14 protein-coding genes and 1 tRNA gene are annotated in these 22804 nt (G+C 71.4%); 5 read left to right on the top strand and 10 right to left on the bottom strand.

Annotation, left to right across the window (positions count from 1 at the left end; all coding sequences use genetic code 11):
- The first annotated feature begins 316 nt into the window (after positions 1–316).
- On the top strand, positions 317–1753 hold the full coding sequence (gene pyk / locus OHT52_RS24185; RefSeq protein WP_328722272.1) for a pyruvate kinase: 1437 nt from the start codon (positions 317–319) through the stop codon (positions 1751–1753).
- A 35-nt stretch (positions 1754–1788) separates the two neighbouring features.
- Here the strand turns inward: pyk and OHT52_RS24190 are convergent, their stop codons facing one another.
- Together OHT52_RS24190 and OHT52_RS24195 are read right to left on the bottom strand one after the other, a co-directional pair.
- On the bottom strand, positions 1789–2565 hold the full coding sequence (locus tag OHT52_RS24190; RefSeq protein WP_328722273.1) for a helix-turn-helix domain-containing protein: 777 nt from the start codon (positions 2563–2565) through the stop codon (positions 1789–1791).
- A gap of 109 nt (positions 2566–2674) precedes the next feature.
- Positions 2675–2749, bottom strand: a tRNA-Leu gene (locus OHT52_RS24195).
- Positions 2750–2849: 100 nt separating this feature from the next.
- On the opposite strand from OHT52_RS24195, the gene OHT52_RS24200 reads away from it, so the two are divergent.
- Positions 2850–3506 (top strand): ANTAR domain-containing response regulator, encoded by a 657-nt coding sequence (locus OHT52_RS24200; protein ID WP_275494733.1) that lies wholly within the window; start codon positions 2850–2852, stop codon positions 3504–3506.
- Positions 3507–3591: 85 nt separating this feature from the next.
- Here the strand turns inward: OHT52_RS24200 and OHT52_RS24205 are convergent, their stop codons facing one another.
- The 6 genes from OHT52_RS24205 to OHT52_RS24230 form a co-directional block, all read right to left on the bottom strand.
- Positions 3592–4308, bottom strand: coding sequence for an ABC transporter ATP-binding protein (locus tag OHT52_RS24205; protein WP_328722274.1), 717 nt, complete (start codon positions 4306–4308; stop codon positions 3592–3594).
- Positions 4305–5252, bottom strand: coding sequence for an ABC transporter ATP-binding protein (locus OHT52_RS24210; protein ID WP_443046656.1), 948 nt, complete (start codon positions 5250–5252; stop codon positions 4305–4307). Before OHT52_RS24210 ends, OHT52_RS24205 begins: the two co-directional genes overlap by 4 nt.
- Positions 5249–7057 (bottom strand): branched-chain amino acid ABC transporter permease, encoded by a 1809-nt coding sequence (locus tag OHT52_RS24215; protein ID WP_328722275.1) that lies wholly within the window; start codon positions 7055–7057, stop codon positions 5249–5251. The genes OHT52_RS24210 and OHT52_RS24215 overlap by 4 nt, the downstream gene beginning before the upstream one ends.
- Positions 7058–7062: 5 nt before the next feature.
- Positions 7063–7992 carry a branched-chain amino acid ABC transporter permease gene (locus tag OHT52_RS24220; protein ID WP_328722276.1) on the bottom strand — a complete coding sequence of 310 codons (930 nt, stop codon included), beginning with the start codon at positions 7990–7992 and terminating at the stop codon, positions 7063–7065.
- Between the two features lie 109 nt (positions 7993–8101).
- The gene (locus OHT52_RS24225; RefSeq protein WP_328723881.1) at positions 8102–9328 is read right to left on the bottom strand and encodes a branched-chain amino acid ABC transporter substrate-binding protein; all 1227 of its coding nucleotides are present in this window, start codon (positions 9326–9328) and stop codon (positions 8102–8104) included.
- A gap of 608 nt (positions 9329–9936) precedes the next feature.
- Positions 9937–10401 carry a PaaI family thioesterase gene (locus tag OHT52_RS24230; RefSeq protein ID WP_328722277.1) on the bottom strand — a complete coding sequence of 155 codons (465 nt, stop codon included), beginning with the start codon at positions 10399–10401 and terminating at the stop codon, positions 9937–9939.
- Between the two features lie 206 nt (positions 10402–10607).
- Here OHT52_RS24230 and mptB point away from each other — a divergent pair, with 206 nt between their 5' ends.
- On the top strand, positions 10608–12101 hold the full coding sequence (gene mptB / locus OHT52_RS24235; RefSeq protein ID WP_328722278.1) for a polyprenol phosphomannose-dependent alpha 1,6 mannosyltransferase MptB: 1494 nt from the start codon (positions 10608–10610) through the stop codon (positions 12099–12101).
- 103 nt (positions 12102–12204) lie between these two features.
- Here mptB and OHT52_RS24240 read toward each other — a convergent pair whose 3' ends face one another.
- Positions 12205–14478, bottom strand: coding sequence for an FdhF/YdeP family oxidoreductase (locus tag OHT52_RS24240; RefSeq protein WP_328722279.1), 2274 nt, complete (start codon positions 14476–14478; stop codon positions 12205–12207).
- 135 nt (positions 14479–14613) lie between these two features.
- Here OHT52_RS24240 and polA point away from each other — a divergent pair, with 135 nt between their 5' ends.
- Entirely contained in the window at positions 14614–17325 is a 2712-nt protein-coding gene (polA, locus tag OHT52_RS24245) for a DNA polymerase I (protein ID WP_328722280.1), read from the top strand.
- 704 nt (positions 17326–18029) lie between these two features.
- Positions 18030–19742 carry a lytic transglycosylase domain-containing protein gene (locus OHT52_RS24250; protein WP_328722281.1) on the top strand — a complete coding sequence of 571 codons (1713 nt, stop codon included), beginning with the start codon at positions 18030–18032 and terminating at the stop codon, positions 19740–19742.
- A 311-nt stretch (positions 19743–20053) separates the two neighbouring features.
- On the opposite strand, the gene hrpB is transcribed toward OHT52_RS24250, so the two are convergent.
- Positions 20054–22615 (bottom strand): ATP-dependent helicase HrpB, encoded by a 2562-nt coding sequence (gene hrpB / locus OHT52_RS24255; protein ID WP_328722282.1) that lies wholly within the window; start codon positions 22613–22615, stop codon positions 20054–20056.
- Positions 22616–22804: the final 189 nt, after the last annotated feature.

Raw genomic sequence — 22804 nt, forward strand, 5'->3', positions numbered from 1 at the left:
GGCGCCGGGCCGGCGCGTTCCACGTTCATGACGCGCGTAGATTCTGACGCAGTCGGCGTATACAGAACACCCTGTTCACATTTCGATCTGGTGACCGTCTGCGCACGAACGGCTGTCCCTGACGGAGCATCCGGTCGATCGTCCAGTCCCGAAAGGCGCCGCGAGTTCCCGCGAGGCCCTGTCGACCACCCCGGAAACGCTCATCGGAGCGGACGCCCGCGCAATTCAACACCTGTCAACATCCCTTAACCGAAAGGATGTTGGACGGTCATGCGGAGCCAATTGCCTACCCGTAGGTAAGGTCTAGGCTCGAAACATGCGCCGAGCGAAAATCGTCTGCACCCTGGGCCCCGCGACCGACTCGTACGACCAGATCAAAGCCCTGGTCGAAGCGGGAATGGACGTCGCCCGCTTCAATCTCAGCCACGGAAGTCACGCCGAGCACGAAGAGCGGTACCACCACGTCCGCAAAGCCGCCGAGGAGACCGGCCGCAGCGTCGGTATCCTCGCCGACCTCCAAGGCCCGAAGATCCGCCTCGGGCGTTTCCGCGAAGGCCCCGTACTCCTTGAACGCGGAGACACCTTCACCATCACCGTCGAGCCCCTCGCCGACGGCGACAAGAACATCTGCGGCACCACCTACGACGGCCTCGCCGCCGACGTCGCCCCGGGCGAGCGCATCCTTGTCGACGACGGCCGCGTCGCGCTCCAGGTGGTCTCGGTCGACGGCCCCCGCGTCCGGACCACCGTCCTCGAAGGGGGAGTGGTCTCCGACCACAAGGGCCTCAACCTCCCCGGCGTCGCCGTCTCCGTCCCCGCGCTCTCCGAGAAGGACATCGACGACCTCCGCTGGGCCCTGCGCATCGGCGCCGACGTCATCGCCCTCTCCTTCGTGCGCAGCGGAAAGGACATCGTCGACGTCCACCGCGTCATGACCGAGGAGGGCCGCCGCCTCCCCGTCATCGCCAAGGTCGAGAAGCCCCAGGCCGTCGACAACATCGAGGACATCGTCGCCGCCTTCGACGGCATCATGGTCGCCCGCGGCGACCTCGGCGTCGAAATGCCCCTGGAACAGGTGCCGATCGTCCAGAAGCGCGCCGTCAAACTGGCCAAGCGCAACGCCAAGCCCGTCATCGTCGCCACCCAGATGCTCGACTCGATGATCGACAACTCCCGCCCCACCAGGGCCGAAGCCTCCGACGTCGCCAACGCGATCATCGACGGCACCGACGCGGTGATGCTCTCCGGCGAGACCAGCGTCGGAAAGCACCCCATCGAGACCGTGCGCACCATGTCCCGCATCGTCGAAGCCGCGGAGGAGGACCTCCTCGCGGTCGGCCTCCCGCCGCTCACCGACCGCAGCAAGCCCCGCACCCAGGGCGGTGCCGTCGCCCGCGCGGCGGCCGAGATGGGTGACTTCCTCGGCGCGAAGTTCCTCGTGGCGTTCACCCAGAGCGGCGACACCGCCAAGCGGCTCTCCCGCTACCGCTCGCCCATCCCGCTCCTGGCCTTCACCCCCGACGCCTCCACGAGGGCCCAGCTCACCCTCACCTGGGGCGTGGAGACCTTCCTCGGCCCGCACGTCGAGTCCACCGACGCGATGGTCGCCCAGGTCGACGAGGAGCTCCTGCGGATCGGCCGCTGCGAGAAGGGCGACGTCATCGTCATCACGGCCGGCTCCCCGCCGGGCGTCGCGGGTTTCACCAACCTGGTCCGGGTGCACCACGTCGGTGAGGACGACAGTCCGAAGTAGGCGGCTCCCAGCGGTCCGCCCTCAGTGGTCCGCTCTCAGTATTTCGGCCCGACGTGCGCGTCCATGAGCGCGACGGACGCCCGTCGGGCGACGGAGACGTTGTACCGCCGCCCGGCGCGGTCGCAGTGCGTCCACTCCACGCCGAGCGTGTCCAGCGTGTCCGTGTAGAGCCGCCGGATGTCGTCCGAGACGTTGGTGAACCAGTACCTCGGGTACTCGTACCGCTTCCGTACCCCGGCGACGGTCCGGACCGTCCAGTTCGTGGCGCGGCAACCGTCCGAGTGGACCAGCCCGCGCACGAGATCCCAGGGATGCGCGGCGACGATCTCCCGCTGCCAGGGTGCGAGGACGATGCGGCGCTCGTGCTTCTTGCCGGGGCCGTGCTGGGGGAAGAGGCAGGGCCAGTGCTTGCTGTACGAAGTGACGTACTGGCATCCCGCAGCTCGTACCCGCATGATCTTGTTCGAGGGGCGGACCTGCCGCACGGCCTCGGCGCAGGCGTCGACGAGCCCCGGCCAGGCGTCGGCGCACGCGATGCGCAGGGCGTACACCCCGCGCCGCGCCGCGCTGAGGCAACCGTCTCCGAGGTAGAGGCCCAGCAGATAGGCGTACGCGGCGGGAGGCTCGACCGCGGTGGGTGCGGGGGCGCACCGGGGGCAGGGTTCCGCGCGGGCCGGTTCGAGCGGTTCGAGGCGGGTCCGCCAGGAGCGGATGGTGGAGCGCGAGACGCCGGTGAGTCTGCTCACGGAGTTGAGGCTGCGGCCCTGAGCCACCAGTGCCAGGGCGTGCTTTCGGGTTCCCAGGTCGTACATGGGACCGAGCTTTGCCGGAAGACGCGGGAAGGGCGCGAGAGTCGTTGATCGGTACTCAGATCAAGTGAAGTTCCACGAATGTGCGCGCGCCTTCGAAATGAAGGAAAAGTACCCCGAGTCGGACTCGAACCGACACTGTATGGGTTTTGAATCCATTGTCTCTAACCAATTGGACTACCGGGGCTCGCAGAATCGAAGGTTAACGTCGACCCGCTGATGATCCACCATACCGTAGCTAGGTAGGCTCTTGGGAGCAGTACCCCTGTCCTTACCGAGGAGCCCCCGTGACCACGCCCGAGTCGCCCGAGCCCGCAGACGCCGTCGACGACGACAAGTCGCACGTTCCGCCGCTGACGACCCGCGTCGTCATCGCGGAGGACGAAGCGCTCATCCGTCTGGATCTCAAGGAGATGCTGGAGGAAGAGGGGTACGCGGTCGTCGGTGAGGCCGGAGACGGCCAGCAGGCCATCGAGCTGGCCCGGGAACACCGGCCCGACCTGGTCATCCTGGACGTCAAGATGCCGGTGCTCGACGGCATCTCCGCCGCGGAGAAGATCTCCGAGGAGTCCATCGCCCCGGTCCTCATGCTCACCGCGTTCTCGCAGCGCGACCTCGTGGAGCGGGCCCGCGACGCCGGCGCGATGGCGTACCTGGTGAAGCCGTTCAGCAAGAGCGACGTGGTGCCCGCGATCGAGATGGCGGTCTCCCGCTTCGCCGAGCTGCGCGCGCTGGAGAACGAGGTCGCGGACCTGGCGCAGCGGCTGGAGACCCGCAAGCTGGTGGACCGTGCGAAGAGCATCCTGCAGACCGACTACGGCCTCTCCGAGCCGGCCGCGTTCCGCTGGATCCAGAAGACCTCGATGGACCGGCGGCTGTCCATGCAGCAGCTGGCCGAAGCGCTGATCGCGGACGCCGAGGAGAAGAAGAAGGCGGCCGAGTAAAGGCTCGTCTTCCCCCGTCCGTACGCCGCAGGCCCGCACCCGATCGCTCGGGGTGCGGGCCTGCGGCGTACGTGCGCGAGGCCGGTCAGTCCTCGCCGAGGTAGGCCTTGCGGACGGACTCGTCGTGCAGGAGGTCGGCCCCGGTACCGGAGAGGACGATCTTGCCGATCTCCATGACGTGGCCCTGATCCGCGAGGGAGAGCGCAGCTTGGGCGTTCTGCTCGACCAGGAGGATCGTCGTACCGGAGGTCCGGAGCTCGACGATGGTCTGCATGATCTTCTGCATCATGATCGGTGAGAGGCCCATGGAGGGCTCGTCGAGCATGAGCAGCTTGGGCCGCGACATCATGGCCCGTCCCATGGCGAGCATCTGCTGTTCGCCGCCCGAGAGGGTTCCGGCGGACTGCTTGCGGCGTTCCCCGAGGATGGGGAAGAGGTCGTAGGCGCGCTGGACGTCCTGCTCGATGCCCGCCTTGTCGCTGCGCAGGTAGGCGCCGAGGAGGAGGTTCTCGGAGATCGTCAGCCGGGGGAAGATGTGGCGTCCCTCGGGGGAGTGGGCGAGGCCCAGGGCGACGATCTGGTGGGCGGGGACGTCGGTGAGGGGCTTGCCGTCGAAGACGATGCGCCCGCCGGCGGGCTTGAGGAGCCCGGAGAGGGTGCGCAGGGTCGTCGTCTTACCGGCGCCGTTGGTGCCGATGAGGGTGACGACCTGGCCCGCTTCGACGCTGAACGAGATGCCCTTGACGGCCTCGATCTTGCCGTAGGCGACGCGGAGGTCCTCGACTTCCAGGAGCGCGGTCATGAGGTTTCCTCCTCGGCGGTGGTGCTGGTGGTGCTCTCGCCGGCCGTGGTGCCTTCCACGGTGTGGTGGCCGGCCTGTGTCTCGGCGGCTTCGACCTCGGCGACCTCGTCGGCGCCCGGGGCTCCCTCGAAGGGGGTGCCGAGGTAGGCGGCGATGACACGTTCGTCGCTCTGGACGGTGCTGGGGGTGCCTTCGACGAGTTTCTCGCCCTGGACGAGGCAGGCGACGCGGTCGCAGAGGTTGAAGATGAAGCGCATGTCGTGCTCGATGACGAGTACGGCGATGCCCTGGTCGCGGATGGCGAAGATGAGCTCTTCGGTGACGCGGGTTTCCTGCGGGTTCATGCCGGCGGTGGGCTCGTCGAGGAGGAGGAGTCCGGGGCCGCTGGCGAGAGCGCGGGCGATTTCCAGCTTGCGCTGCTCTCCGTAGGGGAGGTTGCGCGCGAGGTGGTCGGCCTTGTGGGCGAGGCCGATGAACTCCAGGAGTTCCATGGAGCGTTCGCGGCTGGCCTTCTCGGCGCGGGTGTGGCTGGGCAGGCGCAGCAGGGCGGACCAGAGTCCGTCGTCGGTGCGGGTGTGGCGGCCGACGAGGACGTTCTCCAGGACGGTCATGTTGGCGAAGAGCCGGATGTTCTGGAAGGTGCGGGCGATGCCTGCCTGGGTGACGAGGTGGGGCTTGGGCGGCAGGACGGTGCCCTTGTAGCTGACCTTGCCCTCGGTGGGGACGTAGAGGCCGGTGAGGCAGTTGAAGAAGGTGGTCTTTCCCGCGCCGTTGGGGCCGATGAGGCCGACGATCTCGCCGCTGTCGACGGTGAGGGAGACGTCGCGTACGGCGGTGAGGCCGCCGAAGCGCATGGTGACGCCGGTGGCGTCGAGGACGGTGCCGCCGGTGGCGGGGGCTCCGGGGTTCTCGGTGGTGTTCGTGGTGGTGGTCACGGTGCTCACGCCCCCGCCTTGGCGATGCCGGCGCCGGTGTCTTCGGGCTGCCGTGTTTCGGGTACGTCGGGCCGGCCGGCCGTGCCGTCCGCGTCGTTCTTGGCGGACTCGTGGAATTCGAGTCGTTTGCGGCGGTCGGCGATGAGGCCTTCGGGGCGGAAGCGCATCAGCAGGATGAGCGCGATGCCGAAGAGGAACAGCTGGTAGTCCTGCATGAACTGGAGTTTGGCCGGGATGAGGTAGAGGAGTGCGGCGCCGACGAAGGGTCCGCTGAGGGTTCCCATGCCGCCGAGGATGACGGCGGCGAGGAGGAAGGCGGAGTTCGGGGGTACGGAGCCGGCGAACTGGTACTGCTCGGGCGTCACGGTGTAGTTGACGTGTGCCTGTACGGCTCCGGCGAGGCCGGCGAGGGTGGCGCCGAGGGCGAAGGCGAGCAGCTTGAGCCGGAAGGCGTTGATGCCCATGGCGGTGGCGGCGGTTTCGTCCTCGCGGATGGCGACCCAGGCGCGGCCGATGCGGGAGTCGCCGGAGCGGCGGAAGACGAGGATGACGACGGCGGTGACGAGGAGCATCAGCAGGTAGTAGTTGGCGGGCCTGCTGAGGCTGAAGGGGCCGACGTCGTGGCTGGCTCCGAACTCGAATCCGAAGAGGTCGAGGTCGGGGATGGAGGGGATGCCCTGGGAGCCGTTGGTGAGGTCGGGTCCGCTGTTGCCGTTGAGGTTGTTGACGGTGACGCGGAAGATCTCTCCGAAGCCGAGGGTGACGATGGCGAGGTAGTCGCCGCGCAGCCGCAGGGTCGGGGCGCCGATGAGGACGCCGAAGATCATGGAGACGGCGCCGCCGGTGAGGATGGCCGCCCAGAACGGGAAGTGGACGCCGATCGCGGAGGCGGAGGCGCCGGAGACGAGGGCGGCGGTGTAGGCGCCGACGCCGAGGAAGGCGACGTAGCCGAGGTCGAGAAGGCCCGCGAGGCCGACGACGACGTTGAGCCCGAGGGCGACGGTCGCGAAGACGAGGATGTTGGTGCCGATGAGCGCGTACTCGCCGGTGGTCTGCGTGAAGGGGAAGCAGAAGGCGGCGACGAGGGCGGCGGTGAGGGTGACGTTGCGGTGCTTGGACGTCAGCGCGCTGAGGCGGGCGATGAGGCCTGCCCGGTGCAGGGCGGTGAAGCCGAGGGCGGCGGTGAGGAGGAAACCGATGAAGAGTTCGGTGTACTCCGTGTCGATGCCGTACGAGAAGACGTAGAGGCCGGCGCCGAACGAGGCGGCGATGATGAGGATTTCGGCCCAGGAGGGGAGTTCGCGCGCGCGGCCCGGGGTGGGGGCGGTGAGGCTGTTGCCGAGGACGGCGAGGCTGCCGGGGTCGTGGTCGGTGAGGGCCTGGTCGGCGGGCAGGCCGAACGCGGCGATCGCGGCGATCAGGGCGCCGGTGAGGCTGACCCAGGCGCCTGGTTCGAGGTTGACGACGCCGCCGAGGTCGACGGTGATGGCGCCGGCGGCGTATCCCGTGGTGGCGAGAACGCCGAGTGCGGCGAAGCGCACGGAGGCGTTGGTACCGCCGGGGGTGAGCCAGCGGAGTCCTCGGACGCCGTATCCGGAGAGGGTGAGGAGCAGGGTGATGAGGGACCCGACGAGGGTGAGGACCTGGAGGCCGCCGGGATAGCCGGTGACGGTGAGGTCGCCGGGGAATTCGTCGGTCCAGGTCCAGGCGAGGAAGGTGCCGGCGAGGGCGACGGCCGCGCCTGCGGTGGTGAGGGCTCGGGCCGTCGCGGGGGGCAGCAGGTCGAGGGGGGCGCGGGAGGTGTGCGTGGTCATCCGTATCACGCCCGATCCGCGACGCGTTCGCCGAGCAGCCCTTGTGGCCGCAGCAGCAGGACGACGATGAGGAGCGCGAAGGCCCACACGTCCTTCCAGGCGCCGCCGCCGAAGAGGTCCATGCCGGGGACGTCGCTCATGTAGCCGGTGGCGAGGGCTTCGGCGAGGCCGAGGACGACGCCGCCGAGCATGGCGCCGTAGATGTTGCCGATGCCGCCGAGTACGGCGGCGGTGAAGGCTTTGAGGCCCATGAGGAAGCCCATGCGGAAGCCGATCTGGCCGTTCTTGAGCCCGTAGGCGACGGCGGCGACGGCGGCGAACGCGGCACCGATGGCGAAGGCCATGACGATGATCCGGTCGGTGTTGATGCCCATGAGCTTGGCGGTGTCGGGGTCCTGCGAGGTGGCCTGCATGCCGCGGCCGGCGCGGGTCTTGGAGACGAAGAGGCCGAGGGCGAGCATGCAGACGGGTGCGGATATGAGGACGAAGAGGTCGCCGCGCTGGATGTGGGCGCCGAGCAGGTCGAAGGCGCCGCCCTTGAACTGGGGGAAGGAGCGGTCGGCGGTCGCGTCGGGGTACCACTTCCAGACGGCCTGCTGGAGGGCGAGGGAGAGGCCGATCGCGGTGATGAGGGGGGCGAGGCGGGGTGCGTTGCGCAGGGGCCGGTAGGCGAAGCGTTCGGCGGCGACGCTGACGGCGACGGAGCAGATCACGCCGCCGATGATCATGAGGGGGACGATGGCGAGGAGGTTCCAACCGGAGGGCATCCAGAGGTACACGGTGAGCGCTCCGAAGCCTCCGATCATGAAGATTTCGCCGTGTGCGAAGTTGATGAGCTGGATGATTCCGTAGACCATCGTGTAGCCGATCGCGATGAGTCCGTACATCGCGCCGAGGATGAGTCCGTTGGCCAGCTGTTGCGGCAGTTCGTGCACCGCAGGGCCTCCGTTGGAGTGGTTCGGATATGGCACCGCGCGGGAGCGCTGGTGGCGCTCCCGCGCGGTCGGGTTGCCTGGTGGCGACCGGAGTGGGGCGTGGCCGTGCCTACTTGGTGACGGCCTCGCTGAGCTTGGAGACCCACTTGCCGCCGTCGACCTGGTAGGCGGTCATCATGGTGTTGGTGGTGTCGCCGAACTCGTCGAAGGCGACCGGGCCGGTGACGCCCTCGAACTGGACCTTGGCCATGGCGGCGAGGACCTTCTCGCGGCTGTCGTCGGGGAGCTTGCCGTCGTTCTCGGCGGCCACGATCTTGACGGCCTCGATGATGGACCAGGTGGCGTCGTAGGTGCCGCCGCCGTACGCCTCGTAGGCGTCCTTGTAGCCGGCCGTCTGGTAGTCCGCGATGAACTTCTTGGCGGAGTCGAGCTCTTCGACGGGCTTGCCGACCGAGGTGGCGATGTCGCCCTGGGCCTTCTTGTTGAGGCTGATGAAGTCGGCGCTGTACATGCCGTCACCGCCCATGAGCGGGATGTTGACGCTGTCCTTGAGCTGCTGGCTCAGGGGCGCGCCGGCGGGGTACTCACCGCCGTAGTAGACGGCCTTGGCGCCGGAGCTCTTCACCTTGGTGACGACGGAGTTGAAGTCGCGGTCGTCGGGGTTGACGTGGTCGCTGCCGACGATCTTTCCACCGAGGGCGGTGAAGGTCGTCTTGAAGGAGGCGGCGAGGCCGGCGCCGTAGGTCTTCTGGTCGTCGATGAGGTAGGCGTCCTTGATGCCGGCGTTCTTGAACAGGTAGTTCGCGGCGAAGGCGCCCTGGATGGCGTCGGTGGTGGCGGTGCGGAAGTACGTCTTGAACGGGCGCTTCTTGGCCGCGTCGCCGTCCTTCCAGTTGTCGCCCTGGGTCAGCTCGGTGCCGGTGTTGGCGGGCGAGACCTGGGTGAGGCTGGCGTCCTCGAAGGGCTTCTGCATCGACTGGGCCACGCTGGAGTTCAGCGGGCCGACGACGCCGACGAGGTCCTTGTTGCCGATGAACTTCTGGGCGTTCTGGCCGCCGACGGAGGGCTGGGCCTGGTCGTCGAGCGGCTGGAGCTCGAACGTGATGCCCGGGACCGTCTTCTCCTTGTTCGCCGTCTTGACGGCGAGGTCGGCGGAGTTCTTGATGCCGAGGCCGAGGGCGGAGAGGTCGCCGCTCAGGGGGGCGTCGAGGCCGATGACGACGGTCTGGTTCTTGCCGCCGCCGCTCGCGCCGTCGCTGCCCTTGTCGTCGTCGCGCGACCCGCAGGCGGTGAGGGTGAGTGCTCCGGTGGTGAGCACTGCGGTGAGTATGAGCAAAGAACGGTGTCGCACGAAAAGTCCTTTCCCTGGCGCGGCCTCCTCCGTTGAGGTGCCTGTCGTTCGCCAAGCCGTACGTACTGGGTACAGGGGCGTGCTGCTGCCGCGCCCGGCGGCGCGGTGACTGGCGGTGACTCTAGGCGCAGGTGGTGGGATCGTGGACGGGTGTGGGCAAGGATGTGACTGTCTTGTTATGACTTGAGGAAGGCTTGAGGTGGCGAGGGGGCGCGTGCCGGTCCGGGTCCGGCCGATTCCTCTCGCATGGTGAGAACGCGCAGCTCTGCTAAGGGGCTTGAGGCGATCTTGGTCCTGACGGGCGGGGTTGCTCGGTGGCCGGCGGTGAGGGGGCCGGGGGGTGCGGAGCGGGGTGCGGAGGGGGTGTCGCGCGCATTGCGCGACTGTTACGCAGTGTTACGTCGGGTGGTTCGCTCCTTCGTCGCACTTGCGGGGTGGCGTGAAGTGGTGCGTCTAACCCCGTGCAATACCCGGGGAGTTGGCTGGTTCTCATGGTCAACCGTTGTTACGTGTAGTGCACATGAAGATGCCCGGCCGGGTGGTACGCGGGCCCGGCCGGGCAGGTGGGGGAGTGGGGCGGGGTGTGCGGAGGGTCAGCCCGCGGCGGGCGCCTCGCGCAGCAGGCAGGTGAGACGGGCGGTGCACACGCGCTTGTCGTGGTCGTCGGTGATGACGATCTCGTAGGTGGCGGTGGAGCGTCCGCGGTGGACGGGGGTGGCGACGCCGGTCACCAGCCCGCTGCGGGCTCCGCGGTGATGGGTGCAGTTGAGGTCGACGCCGACCGCGATCTTCCCCGCGCCGCCGTGCAGCATCGAGCCGACCGAGCCGAGGGTCTCGGCGAGCACGGCGGACGCCCCGCCGTGCAGGAGTCCGTAGGGCTGGGTGTTGCCCTCGACCGGCATGGTGCCGACGACGCGGTCCGCGGACGCCTCGGTGATCCGCACGCCCATCCGTTCGCCGAGGTGCCCGGCGGAGAAGAGGGCGGGCAGGTCGATGCCGAGAGCGGCGTACTCGTCGATGACGTCCTGCGGGAACACGGGTGCGCTCTGGTCGCCCATGGGTTCGGCTCCGTTCGTCCGGTGGTGTCTTCGCTGTGCGCTCCGTTCTTATCAGAGACCGCTGAGCGGGTGCTTAGCTCCTGCCCCACCGTGTCCGGTCGAGCCCGGTTCCAGCCGGTTCCGGTCCGGGGCCGGTCCGCCGGGCGGTCCCGTACGGCCACGCAGGGGGGAGGCGGGCGTTCACCCCGGTTCGATAGGTTGGCCCGATGCGGGGACTGGGTGTCGCGGGATGTCGTCGGCTGGGACTGGCCGGTTCGCTGGGGGTCGGCGCGGGGGGCTGGATCGCCGGAAGGCTTCCGGCGCACGACCCGTGGGGCTGGTGGACGGGCCGGGGTCCGGCGGTGACCACGGCCGGATCCGCCCTCGCCTACACCGGACTCACCGTGCTCGTCGTCGCCTGGTGGGCGTACGGCCGCAACGGCGCTTCCGCACGGCACGCGCTGGTGACGCTCGCCTGGTGGGTGGCACCGCTGCTGCTGGCGCCGCCCCTGTACAGCGCGGACGTGTACAGCTACGTCGCCCAGGGGGCGATGGTCCTCGAAGGGCACGACGTGTACAGCCAGGGCCCCTCGGTCCTGGACCCGGCGGGACTCGCCGGGGACGCGGCGGCGAGCGTGGGCCGGAACTGGACCGACACCCCCGCTCCGTACGGCCCCTTCTTCCTGCTGCTGGCGCGGGGCGCGGTGGCGCTCACCGGCGGCACCCTGGTCCCCGCGGTCATCGTGCTGCGACTGGTCGCGGTGGCGGCGCTGGCACTGATCGTGTGGGCGGTACGGCGTCTCGCGCGGGAGTACGGGGCCGACGAGAGCGGGGCGTTGTGGCTCGCGGCGCTCAACCCCCTGCTCCTGATCCACGTGGTGGGCGGAGCGCACAACGACGGCCTGATGACCGGGCTCGCGCTGACCGGCGCGGTGTGCGCGCTGCGCGGACGCTGGGTGCTCGGCGCGGTCGTGATCGGGCTGGCGATGATGGTCAAGTCCCCTGCCGGACTCGCTCTGTTGTTCGTCGGTGTGGTGGTGGGGAGGGCGTCCGCCGGTTCGCCCGCACGACGGATCTCGACCGGACTGTTCGGGCCGGGGCTGGTCGCCGCCGCCACGGTGCTGGCGGTCTCCGCGGTGAGTGGCACCGGTTTCGGCTGGCTGCACACGCAGAGCGTGGCGGCGGGCATCCACACCTCGCTCTCCGTCTCCAGCGACCTGGGGGCCGGCCTCGGCGCGCTCGCCCACCTGGTGGCCGGGGCCGACCCCGACGCGGTGAAGTCGGCCGTACGGTTCCTCGGACTCGCCGCGGCGGCTGCCCTCGTCGCCCGTCTGGGATGGCGTGCGGCCCTCGGCCGCACCGACCCCGTACTGGCGCTCGGTCTGGCGCTGACGGCACTGGTGGTGCTCTCGCCGATGGTGCAGCCGTGGTACCTCCTGTGGGGGGTGCCGTTCGTCGCCGTACGGGCGCGCCGGGGGCCCGCCGGCCGGAGACTGGCAGTCCTCTCGGTGGCGCTGGTCTACGAGACGCACCCCTCCGGCTCGACGCCCGCGACCGGTTTCGCCGTGATGGGGGCGGTCGCGGTGGTGGGCCTGCTGGTGCTGCGCCGGGAAGCCGCGGCGCAGCGGACCGGGGGCGAGGGCGGCGGGATCGGCGTGCCCGGGCCCCGCCGCGCGGACACGGTGCGCGACGGGGTTCCGACGGGCGCGACCCCGGTCTGAGCCGCCGCCGCCGTACGGCCCGCCGGTCCCGGACCGCTGCCGCACCGGGCCGTACGCGGGAGCTGCCCCGGACCGGGGCCGGCGGGCCGCCCGTACGGCCGGGTCAGACGGCGTTGTCGAAGCGCACCACGACCGACTTGCTGGCGGGGGTGTTGCTGGTGTCGGCGGTCGAGTCGAGCGGCACCAGGACGTTCGTCTCCGGGTAGTAGGCCGCGGCGCAGCCCCGTGCGGTGGGGTAGTGGACGATCCGGAAGCCGGGGGCGCGGCGTTCGGTGCCGTCCTTCCACTCGCTGACGAGGTCGGTGTAGGCGCCGTCGGCGAGGCCGAGTCCGTGGGCGTCCTCGGGGTTGACGAGGACGACGCGGCGGCCGTCCTTGATGCCGCGGTAGCGGTCGTCGAGGCCGTAGATCGTGGTGTTGTACTGGTCGTGGGAGCGCAGGGTCTGCAACAGCAGCCTGCCTTCCGGGAGTTCGGGGTACTCGACGGGCGCGGCGGTGAAGTTGGCCTTGCCGGTGGCGGTCGGGAAGCGGCGGGCGTCGCGCGGACCGTGCGGGAGGGTGAACCCGCCGGGGCGGGCGACACGGGCGTTGAAGTCCTCGAAGCCGGGCACCACGCGGGAGATGCGGTCGCGGATCGTGCCGTAGTCCTTCTCGAAGTCCTCCCACGGGGTCCTCGAACCGGAACCGAGGACGGCGCGCGCCATGCGGGCGACGATGGCGGGCTCGGAGAGCAGGTGCGGGCTCGCGGGGGCGAGATTGCCCCGGGAGGCGTGCACCATGCTCATGGAGTCCTCGACCGTGACGAACTGCTTGCCGCCGGCCTGGACGTCCTTGTCGGTGCGGCCCAGCGTCGGCAGGATCAGGGCGCGGCTGCCGGTCACGGCGTGCGAGCGGTTGAGCTTGGTCGACACGTGCACGGTGAGGCGGGCCCGGCGCATCGCGGCTTCGGTGACGTCGGTGTCGGGGGTGGCGGCGACGAAGTTGCCGCCCATCGCGAAGAAGACCTTGGCGTCGCCGTCGCGCAGGGCGCGGATGGCACGGACCACGTCGTAGCCGTGGTGGCGCGGCGAGGTGATGCCGAACTCGCGGTCCAGGGCGTCGAGGAAGGCGGGCGCGGGGCGCTCGTATATGCCCATGGTGCGGTCGCCCTGGACGTTGGAGTGGCCGCGCACCGGGCAGACTCCGGCACCCGGACGTCCTATGTTGCCGCGCAGCAGAAGGAAGTTGACCACTTCGCGGATGGTGGGCACGGAGTGTTTGTGCTGGGTGAGGCCCATCGCCCAGCAGACGATGGTGCGTTCCGAGGCGAGGATCAGTTCGAGGGCCTTCTCGATGTCGGCGCGCTCCAGCCCGGTGGCGGCGAGGGTCTCGTCCCAGTCGGCGTCCTGGGCGGCTTGCGCGAACTCCTCGTACCCGTGGGTGTGTTCGTCGACGAAAGTGGTGTCGACGGCGCCCTCGGTCTGGAGGATCAGCTTGTTGAGGAGGCGGAAGAGCGCCTGGTCGCCGCCGATGCGGATCTGGAGGAAGAGGTCGGTCAGGGCGGTGCCCTTGATCATGCCCCACGGGGTCTGGGGGTTCTTGAAGCGCTCCAGGCCCGCCTCGGGCAGCGGGTTCACCGAGATGATCTTCGCCCCGGCGTGCTTGGCCTTCTCCAGGGCGGAGAGCATGCGCGGGTGGTTGGTGCCCGGATTCTGTCCGGCGACGATGATCAGATCGGCCTGGTGGAGGTCCTCAAGGGAGACGCTGCCCTTGCCGATGCCGATGGTCTCCACGAGCGCGGAGCCGGACGACTCGTGGCACATGTTCGAACAGTCGGGGAGGTTGTTGGTGCCGTACTCGCGGGCGAAGAGCTGGAGGAGGAACGCGGCCTCGTTGCTGGTGCGGCCCGAGGTGTAGAAGAGGGCCTCGTCGGGGGAGGCGAGCGCACGGAGTTCGTCGGCAATGATTGCGAAGGCGGCGTCCCAGGGAACCGGCTCGTAGGTGTCCGCGCCCTCGGGGAGGTACATCGGCTGCGTGATGCGGCCCTGCTGGCCGAGCCAGTACCCGCTGCGGCCGGCGAGGTCCGGGACCGGGTGCGCGGCGAAGAACTCCGGGGTGACCCGGCGCAGCGTCGCCTCTTCGGCCACGGCCTTGGCGCCGTTCTCGCAGAACTCCGCGGTGTGGCGTTCGTCGCCTTCCGGCCAGGCGCAGCCGGGGCAGTCGAAGCCGTTCTTCTGGTTGACCTTGAGGAGGGTCCGCGCGGTGCGGCCCACTCCCATCTGCTGCTGGGCCATGAGCAGCGAATGGGCGACCGCGGGCAGCCCGGCTGCGGCGTGCTGGGCCTCCTGGACCTGCGGGGCGTCCTGGACCGGGTCTCCGGTCGGGGGCTTCGTGGCCATGGTTGCTCCCCTTCGAGCGCGTGGGTCTCTCCCGCTCGATCCTGTCATGGCGGTCGGGGAGCACACCCGGAAGGAAGGGGCGACGGGACCCGTGAGCGGTCCGTGATGTCGGCGGGCCGTGGCAGGATCGTGTATGTGGCTGAGACAGCATCGAAGAAGACGGCAGACAACCGACCGCGCCTGCTCCTCATGGACGGGCACTCCCTGGCGTACCGGGCGTTCTTCGCCCTGCCCGCGGAGAATTTCACGACCGGGACGGGGCAGCCGACGAACGCCGTGTACGGCTTCGCCTCGATGCTGGCGAACACGCTGCGCGACGAGGCGCCCACCCACTTCGCGGTGGCGTTCGACGTGTCCCGCAAGACCTGGCGCTCCCAGGAGTTCCCCGAGTACAAGGCGAACCGCTCCAAGACCCCCGACGAGTTCAAGGGGCAGGTCGAGCTGATCGGCGAACTGCTGGACGCGATGCACGCGGACCGGTTCGCCGTCGACGGCTTCGAGGCCGACGACGTGATCGCCACGCTCGCCACTCAGGCGGAGGCCGCCGGGTTCGAGGTGCTGATCGTCACGGGTGACCGCGACTCCTTCCAGCTCATCACCGAGAACGTCACGGTCCTCTACCCGACCAAGGGCGTCTCCGAGCTGACCCGCTTCACCCCGGAGAAGGTCGAGGAGAAGTACGGCCTCACCCCCGCCCAGTACCCGGACTTCGCAGCGCTGCGCGGCGACCCGTCGGACAACCTTCCCGGCATCCCCAAGGTGGGCGAGAAGACCGCCGCGAAGTGGATCAACCAGTTCGGCTCCTTCGACGAGCTGGTGGCGCGCGCCGACGAGGTGAAGGGCGTCGCGGGACAGAACTTCCGCGACCACCTGGACTCGGTGCGGATGAACCGCCGACTGACCGAGATGGTGCGCGACGTGGAGCTCCCCAAGGGCCCCGCCGAGCTGGAGCGCGCCCCGTACGACCGCACCGCCGTCACCGGGGTGCTGGACGTCCTGGAGATCCGCAACCCGAGCCTGCGGGAGCGGCTGCTCGCCGTCGACCCGGGCGCGGCCGAGGAAGAGGCACCCGCCCCGGCCGCCGGGGTCGAGCTCGACGGCACGGTGCTGGGCACCGGACAGGTCGCCGGCTGGCTGGCCGAGCACGGCGCCCAGCCGCTGGGCGTGGCCACCGTGGACACCTGGGCGCTCGGCACCGGCACCGTCACCGAGATCGCCCTCGCGGCGGTCGGCGGGGCGGCGGCCTGGCTGGACCCGACGGAGCTCGACGCCTCGGACGAGCAGGCGCTCACCGCCTGGCTCGCCGACCCGGAGCGGCCGAAGGTCCTGCACAACGCCAAGGCCGCCATGCGGGTCTTCCCCGAGCTGGGCTGGCACATCGAGGGCGTCACCATGGACACCGCGCTCGCCGCGTACCTGGTGAAGCCGGGACGCCGGTCCTTCGCGCTGGACGCGCTGGCGGTGGAGTACCTCGGCCGCGAGCTGGCCCCGGCCGCCGCCGCGGACGGGCAGCTGGCGTTCGGCGCGGACGACCGCGCCGAGGCGGACGCCCTGATGACGCAGGCCCGCGCGGTCCTCGACCTCGGCGCCGCGTTCTCCACGCGGCTCAGGGAGGTCGGCGCGCTCGACCTGCTGCACGACATGGAGCTGCCCACCTCGATCCTGCTGGCCCGGCTGGAGCGGCACGGCATCGCCGCCGACCGCGCCCATCTGGAGGCGATGGAGCAGCAGTTCGCGGGCGCCGTGCAGCAGGCCATAAAGGAAGCGCACGCGGCGGTGGGCCGGGAGTTCAACCTCGGCTCGCCCAAGCAGCTCCAGGAAGTCCTCTTCGGCGAGCTGGGACTGCCCAAGACCAAGAAGACGAAGACCGGTTACACCACCGACGCCGACGCCCTCGCCTGGCTCGCCGCGCAGACCGAGCACGAACTGCCGGTGATCATGCTGCGCCACCGCGAACAGGCGAAGCTGCGGGTCACCGTCGAGGGCCTGATCAAGACGATCGCGGCGGACGGACGCATCCACACCACCTTCAACCAGACGGTGGCGGCGACCGGACGCCTCTCCTCCACCGACCCCAACCTCCAGAACATCCCGGTCCGTACGGACGAGGGGCGCGCGATCCGCCGGGGCTTCGTCGTCGGCGAGGGCTTCGAAACGCTGATGACGGCGGATTACAGCCAGATCGAACTCCGGGTGATGGCCCACCTCTCCGAGGACGCCGGCCTGATCGAGGCGTTCACCTCGGGCGAGGACCTCCACACCACCGTCGCCTCCCAGGTGTTCGGCGTGGACAAGTCGGCCGTCGACCCGGAGATGCGCCGCAAGATCAAGGCCATGTCCTACGGACTCGCCTACGGTCTCTCCGCGTTCGGGCTCTCCCAGCAGCTCAACATCGAAGCGGGCGAGGCGCGTGGCCTGATGGACACGTACTTCGAGCGCTTCGGCGGAGTACGCGACTACCTCCACCGGGTCGTGGAGGAAGCCAGGTCCACCGGATACACCGAGACGGTCTTCGGCCGCCGCCGGTACCTCCCCGACCTCAACAGCGACAACCGCCAGCGGCGCGAGACGGCGGAGCGCATGGCGCTCAACGCCCCGATCCAGGGCACCGCCGCGGACATCGTGAAGGTCGCGATGCTCCACGTCGACCAGGCGCTCACCAAGGCGAAGCTGAAGTCCCGGATGTTGCTCCAGGTGCACGACGAAATCGTGCTGGAGATCGCCCAGGGCGAAAGCGCCGAGGTGGAGGGGATCCTGCGCCGCGAGATGGCGTCGGCCGTGTCGCTGCGGGCCCCGCTGGACGTGTCGGTCGGCGTGGGCGCCGACTGGGAGTCCGCGGCGCACTGACGCGGCCGAGGGGGAGTCCGTGGCGCACCGATGCGCCGCTGACGCCATGTATGTCGCTGACGAGGCCGGACACGGCGTGTCCGGCCTCCGGCGTGTCCGGGGCACGGCGTGTCCGGGGCGGCCGTGTCCGGCCTTCTGGCGTGTCCGGGGCGGGCGGGGCGAAGGAGGGCTGGCTCAGGGGTGTGGGATCCGGGACTCCGGGTTGCTGGTTCCGGGCGTGCTCCAGGGGAGCTGGCGTCGGGGGCCCGGCCCCGGTGTCCTTCACGGCCGGTGCGGTCCGCGCGGCCGGTGCGGTCCGTGCGGCCGGTGCGGTTTCCCGTCGTGCTCCGGGTCCCGGGGTGTCCCGTCTCCCCGCAGCCGAACCCACGTTCCGCGCACCACCAGCGAGCCGGCGGCAGCCGGGCCCAGATCCGGGCCCGGAACAGACGTCGGGGACGAAGCAGAACAGAGCGCCAGGGGGCACGGACCACGCCCCCTGCCCCTGGCGAGCCGGGTCGCGGCAAGCCCCGTCCACGGGAAGCGGGGCTGCGGAGAGCTTGTCCCGCACCGGAAGCGAGAGGCAGGACAACTTGTGTTGAACATCGTGAAAAACCCGTAAGAACCGGTCAATCGACTGTGTTGAAGTATCAGAAGTTGCCGTAGGGTCACGGGAGTCCTCGCGCTGGGGAGCGCGAACAGCCGTCGTCGGGGAGGGACCAGACCATATGGCAGCGCAATTCGGCCGTCGCCTGCGCAGAGGGGCCACCAGTACCGCGGTGGCCGCCGCCGTCGTCGCGGCGCTCTCCGCCTCCCAGGCGCCAGGTGCCCCGCTGGGCCAGGCCGCGTCCCCCGGCGGGACCGACAAGTCGACGGCGGCCGAACCCGAACAGGGCTCCGCCACCGGCGAGGACGGCTACCACACGGACCTGCCGCCGCTGACCACTCCCAACACCCCGACCGTCTCGGCCGGTCTGCCCGCCACCAGTGCCGAGTCGGGCATCCCGGCCTCGGTCCTCGGCGCGTACAAGCAGGCCCAGTCGACCATCGCCGGCACCGACCCGGCCTGCCGCCTTCCCTGGCAACTCCTCGCCGCCATCGGCAAGGTGGAGTCGGGGCAGGCGCGCGGCGGCAAGGTCGACGCGAGCGGTACCACGCTCACCCCGATCCTCGGCCCCGCCCTCGACGGCAACGGCTTCGCGCTCATCCAGGACACGGACAACGGCGCGTACGACAACGACACGACCCACGACCGGGCGGTCGGGCCGATGCAGTTCATCCCGTCCACCTGGGCCACGTGGGGCCAGGACGCCAACGGTGACGGACGCAAAGACCCCAACAACGTCTACGACGCGGCGCTCGCGGCCGGGCTCTATCTCTGTGCCGGGTCCCGGGACTTGTCCATCGACACCGACGTCGACCGCGCGGTGCTGAGCTACAACCACTCCACCGCCTACCTGTCGACCGTGCGTTCCTGGTTCGAGTACTACAACAACGGCGCGCACTCGGTGCCCGACGGAACCGGTGTCCTGCCGACCACGCCCGGCCCGGCGACCAGCGTCACCGCCGGCCCGGCTTCGCCTTCGCCTTCGCCGTCCACCCCTCCCTCGCCCACGCCGTCCCCGGACGGGACGCCGGGGACCACCCCGCCGTCCCCGAGCCCCAGCACACCGCCGAGCGGTAAGCCCGGGAACACCCTGCCCAGCAAGCCGCCCACGACCACCACGCCTCCGTCGCCCTCCCAGGACCTCAAGCTCTCCGGCATCGAGAACGCGGGAACCGGCACGCTGACCGCCATGGCGGGCCGGGAATTCGCCGGGGCCGTCACCGTGCGGGCCGTCGACGGCCAGGGCGAAGCCTTCGCCCAGGCTCCCGTCACTTTCACCATCAGTGGTGACACCGACGCCCACTTCGCCGGCGGGGCCACGAGCGCCGACTCCGTCACCGCGGCGGACGGAACCGCGAGCGCCCCGGCGCTCGTGGCGGGCGAGACCACCGGCGACTTCCGTGTCCACGCGGTCGTCGGCACCACCGCGCAGTTCAGCCTCGACTTCACCGCGACCGTCACCGCCCGCCGGGCCGACACGGTCACCCGGACGACCAGCACCGCGCTGACCGCCGCCCAGGGCGGCGACTTCGCCGACAGCGTCCAGGTCAAGGCGACCCTCGACGGGGCCGTCGCCTCCGGCGTCGCCGTCACCGCCACGGTCCTCACCAGTGCCGGGGAAGCCGTTCCGGACGGTCAGGGCCCCCACTTCACGGGAGCCGGCGGCTCCGCCGTCAGCACGCTCACCGGCCTGACGACCGACGCGGACGGTCTGCTCTCCCTCCCGCAGATCCACGCGGGCGGCACGGCGGGCACGTACAAGCTGCGGATCACCACCGAGGGCGGCGCCGTCCTCGACATCGAGCTCACCGTCGAGGCGCCGCCCGCCGCCTGACGCCGCTCAGCGTCCCCGTGCCCGTACCGAGCACCTCCCGGTACGGGCACGCGGCGTACCGGGAGGTGCGGGCGTCGTGAGCGGTGCGGACCCGCCGGCCCTCGCTCGCGTACGGACCGGTGCCGGCTGGGGGCGCCGTGCCGGCAGGCCAGGGCCCCGACGCCGACCCTCGCCCACCGACGCCCGTCCCTCGCGCCTGCCTGTACGGCTTCCGCCGGCTGTACGGCTTCCCCCACCGGAACGGCTTCGGTCTACCGGCGCCGGGCCCCCGCCCACCGGCATTGCCCCGCCTACCGCCACGCCCTACCCGTTCACGGCCGTTGCTCCCGCTTCAGCCGCGCCGAGGTGAAGCGGGTGGCGGCGACCGTCGTCGGGTCCTCCGGCCACGGGTGCCGGGGGTAGCGTCCGCGCAGTTCCGTGCGGACGGCGCGGTACCCCTCCCGCCAGAACGAGGCCAGATCCGCGGTCACCGCCGCCGGCCGCCCCGCCGGGGACAAGAGGTGCACCAGCACGGGCACCCCGGCCACCGAGGGCGTCTCGGCCAGACCGAACAACTCCTGGACCTTCACCGCGAGGACCGGCTGCTCGCCGTCGTACTCCACCCGGATCCGGGACCCGCTCGGCACCTCGATCCGTTCGGGGGCCAGCTCGTCCAGCCGGGAGGCCTCGCCGGTCGCCCAGGGCAGCAACCGGCGCAGCGCCTGTCCCGCGTCGATCCGGCCCAGGTCCGCACGGCGCCGCGCGCGCGACAGCTCCGGCTCCAGCCACTCACCGGCGCGCACCAGCAGCGCCTCGTCCGACACCTCGGGCCACGGCGCACCCAGGACCCGGTGCAGGAAGGCCAGCCGGGCCCGCAACTGTTCGCTGTCCCGGGTCCACCGCAACAGCCCGGTCCCCTCCCGGCGCAGCCCCTCCAGGAGCGCGGTGCGCACCAGCTCCGGGGCCGGCTGCTTCAGCGGGCGCACCGCCAGCTCCACCGCCCCCAGCCGGTCCACCACGCGCGCCACCACGTCGCCGTCGCTCCAGCGGACCTCCTCGCCCCGGAACCGCAGGTGGCCCGCGGCCAGCACCGCGGTGTCCTCGTCGATCACCGCCGCCAGCCTCACCCGGGCCGACGCGGCGTGGTTCGGCCGGTCCGCGACGGCGACCGCGAGCCACGGCGAGCCGCGCAGCCCCGAACCGTCCCGCAGCTCCGCCCCGGTCCCCGACGCCATCAGGAAGGCCTCCCCGCCCCGGCCCCGCGCCACCCGCTCCGGGAACGCCAGCGCGGCGACGAGTCCGGCGGCGGCGTCGTCCGTGACCGGAGCGGCCCCGTCCACCGCCCTGGCGCCCGCCGCGCCACCGGCAGGCCCGTCCCCGCCCTCCCCGCCGCCCAGTGAGGACGACAGCCGCCGCACCTCCTGGCGCCAGCGCGCGGCGTACCCGTCGCCGCCCCGGCGCGCGGTACGCAGGGCCGCCGCCAGGTCGTCCCCGTACTCGCGGGGCGGCTCCTCGCTCAGCAGGGCCACCACCTCGGCGGCCCGGCGCACCCCGACCTCCCGGGCTCCGTCGACCAGGGCCCGCGCCAGGCGGGGATGGACACCGAGGCGGGACATCCGCGTGCCCCGCCCGGTCGCCCGCCCGTCCGCGTCGACCGCCCCGACCGCCCGCAGCACCTCGCGGGCCGCACTCATCGCTCCCGCGGGAGGCGGGTCGAGCAACGCGAGGTGCACCGCCCCGGGGTCGCCCCAGCACGCGGCGCGCAGGGCGAACGCCGCCAGGTCCGCGACCCGGATCTCCGGGGCCGGGAACCGGGCGAGCCGCCCGTCCTCCGCCTCCGTCCAGCACCGGTACACCGCCCCGGGAGCCTCTCGTCCGGCACGGCCCGCCCGCTGGCGTCCGGTCGCCTGCGAGGCCCGCACCGTCGTCAGGGCACTCAGCCCTCGGGCGTGGTCGGTCCTGGGCTCCCGGGCGAGGCCGCTGTCGACCACGACCCGCACCCCGGGCACGGTCAGCGACGACTCCGCGACCGAGGTCGCCAGCACCACCCGCCGTCCCGCGCCCGAGCCTCCCGCCAGGACCGCGTCCTGTACGGCGGCGGGCGCCCGCCCGTGCACCTGCAGCACCTCGGCGCCGGTCCCGGTCAGCCGGCCGGCGACCTGGGCGATCTCGCCCACACCGGGCAGGAAGCAGAGCACGTCGCCGTCCCGCTCCGCGAGTGCCCGGCGCACCACCGAGGCGACGTGCGTCAGCAGCGCGGGATCGACCCGCATCCCGTGCGGCGGCCGGACCGGAGCGGTGGGCGGTGCCCAGACGACTTCCACCGGGTGGGAGATCCCGGTCGCCTCGACGACCGGGGCGTCGCCGAGCAGGCGTGCCCAGCCCTCCGCGTCGGTCGTGGCGGAGGCGGCGACCAGCCGCAGGTCGGGGCGGAGCGTCTCGCGCACGTCCAGCAGGAAGGCGGCGGCGGTGTCGGCGTCCAGATGACGTTCGTGGCACTCGTCGAGGATCACCACGTCGGTGCCGGAGAGCTCCTGGTCGCGCTGGAGGCGCTGGAGCAGCACCCCGGTGGTGACGACCTCGACCACGGTGTCCGGGCCGACCGCCCGCTCCCCGCGCACGGTGAAACCGACGCGGCCCCCGGGCCGCTCGCCGAGGAGCCAGGCCATGCGACGGGCCGCGGCGCGGGCGGCGATCCTGCGGGGTTCGGCGACCACGACCTTGCGCGGCTGGCCCTGGCCGGTCAGCCCCGCCAGGGCGAGCGGCACGAGGGTGGTCTTGCCGGTCCCCGGCGGCGCGCAGAGCACGGCGGTGCCCCGCTCGTCGAGCGCCCGGCGCAGGGCGGGCACGGCGGTGCGGACGGGCAGGTCGGCCAGGGCATCGGTTCGGATCACGCACCCAGTGTCGTACGGCTCCCCGGGCGCACCCCACCCCCGCACGGGGGAGCCGCCTCCCTCGCGCGGGGGAAGGGGAAGCGGCTCCAGGGCCGGGGTCCGGCGGAGGTGGCCGGTGCGGCAGGTCCGGCCGGCCGGCCCGGGGATCCCGCCGGCGTACCCCGCTGCCAGGGCGTTCGGGGCAGCCGG

Source organism: Streptomyces sp. NBC_00247 (assembly GCF_036188265.1).
In the GTDB taxonomy this organism is placed as follows: domain Bacteria; phylum Actinomycetota; class Actinomycetes; order Streptomycetales; family Streptomycetaceae; genus Streptomyces.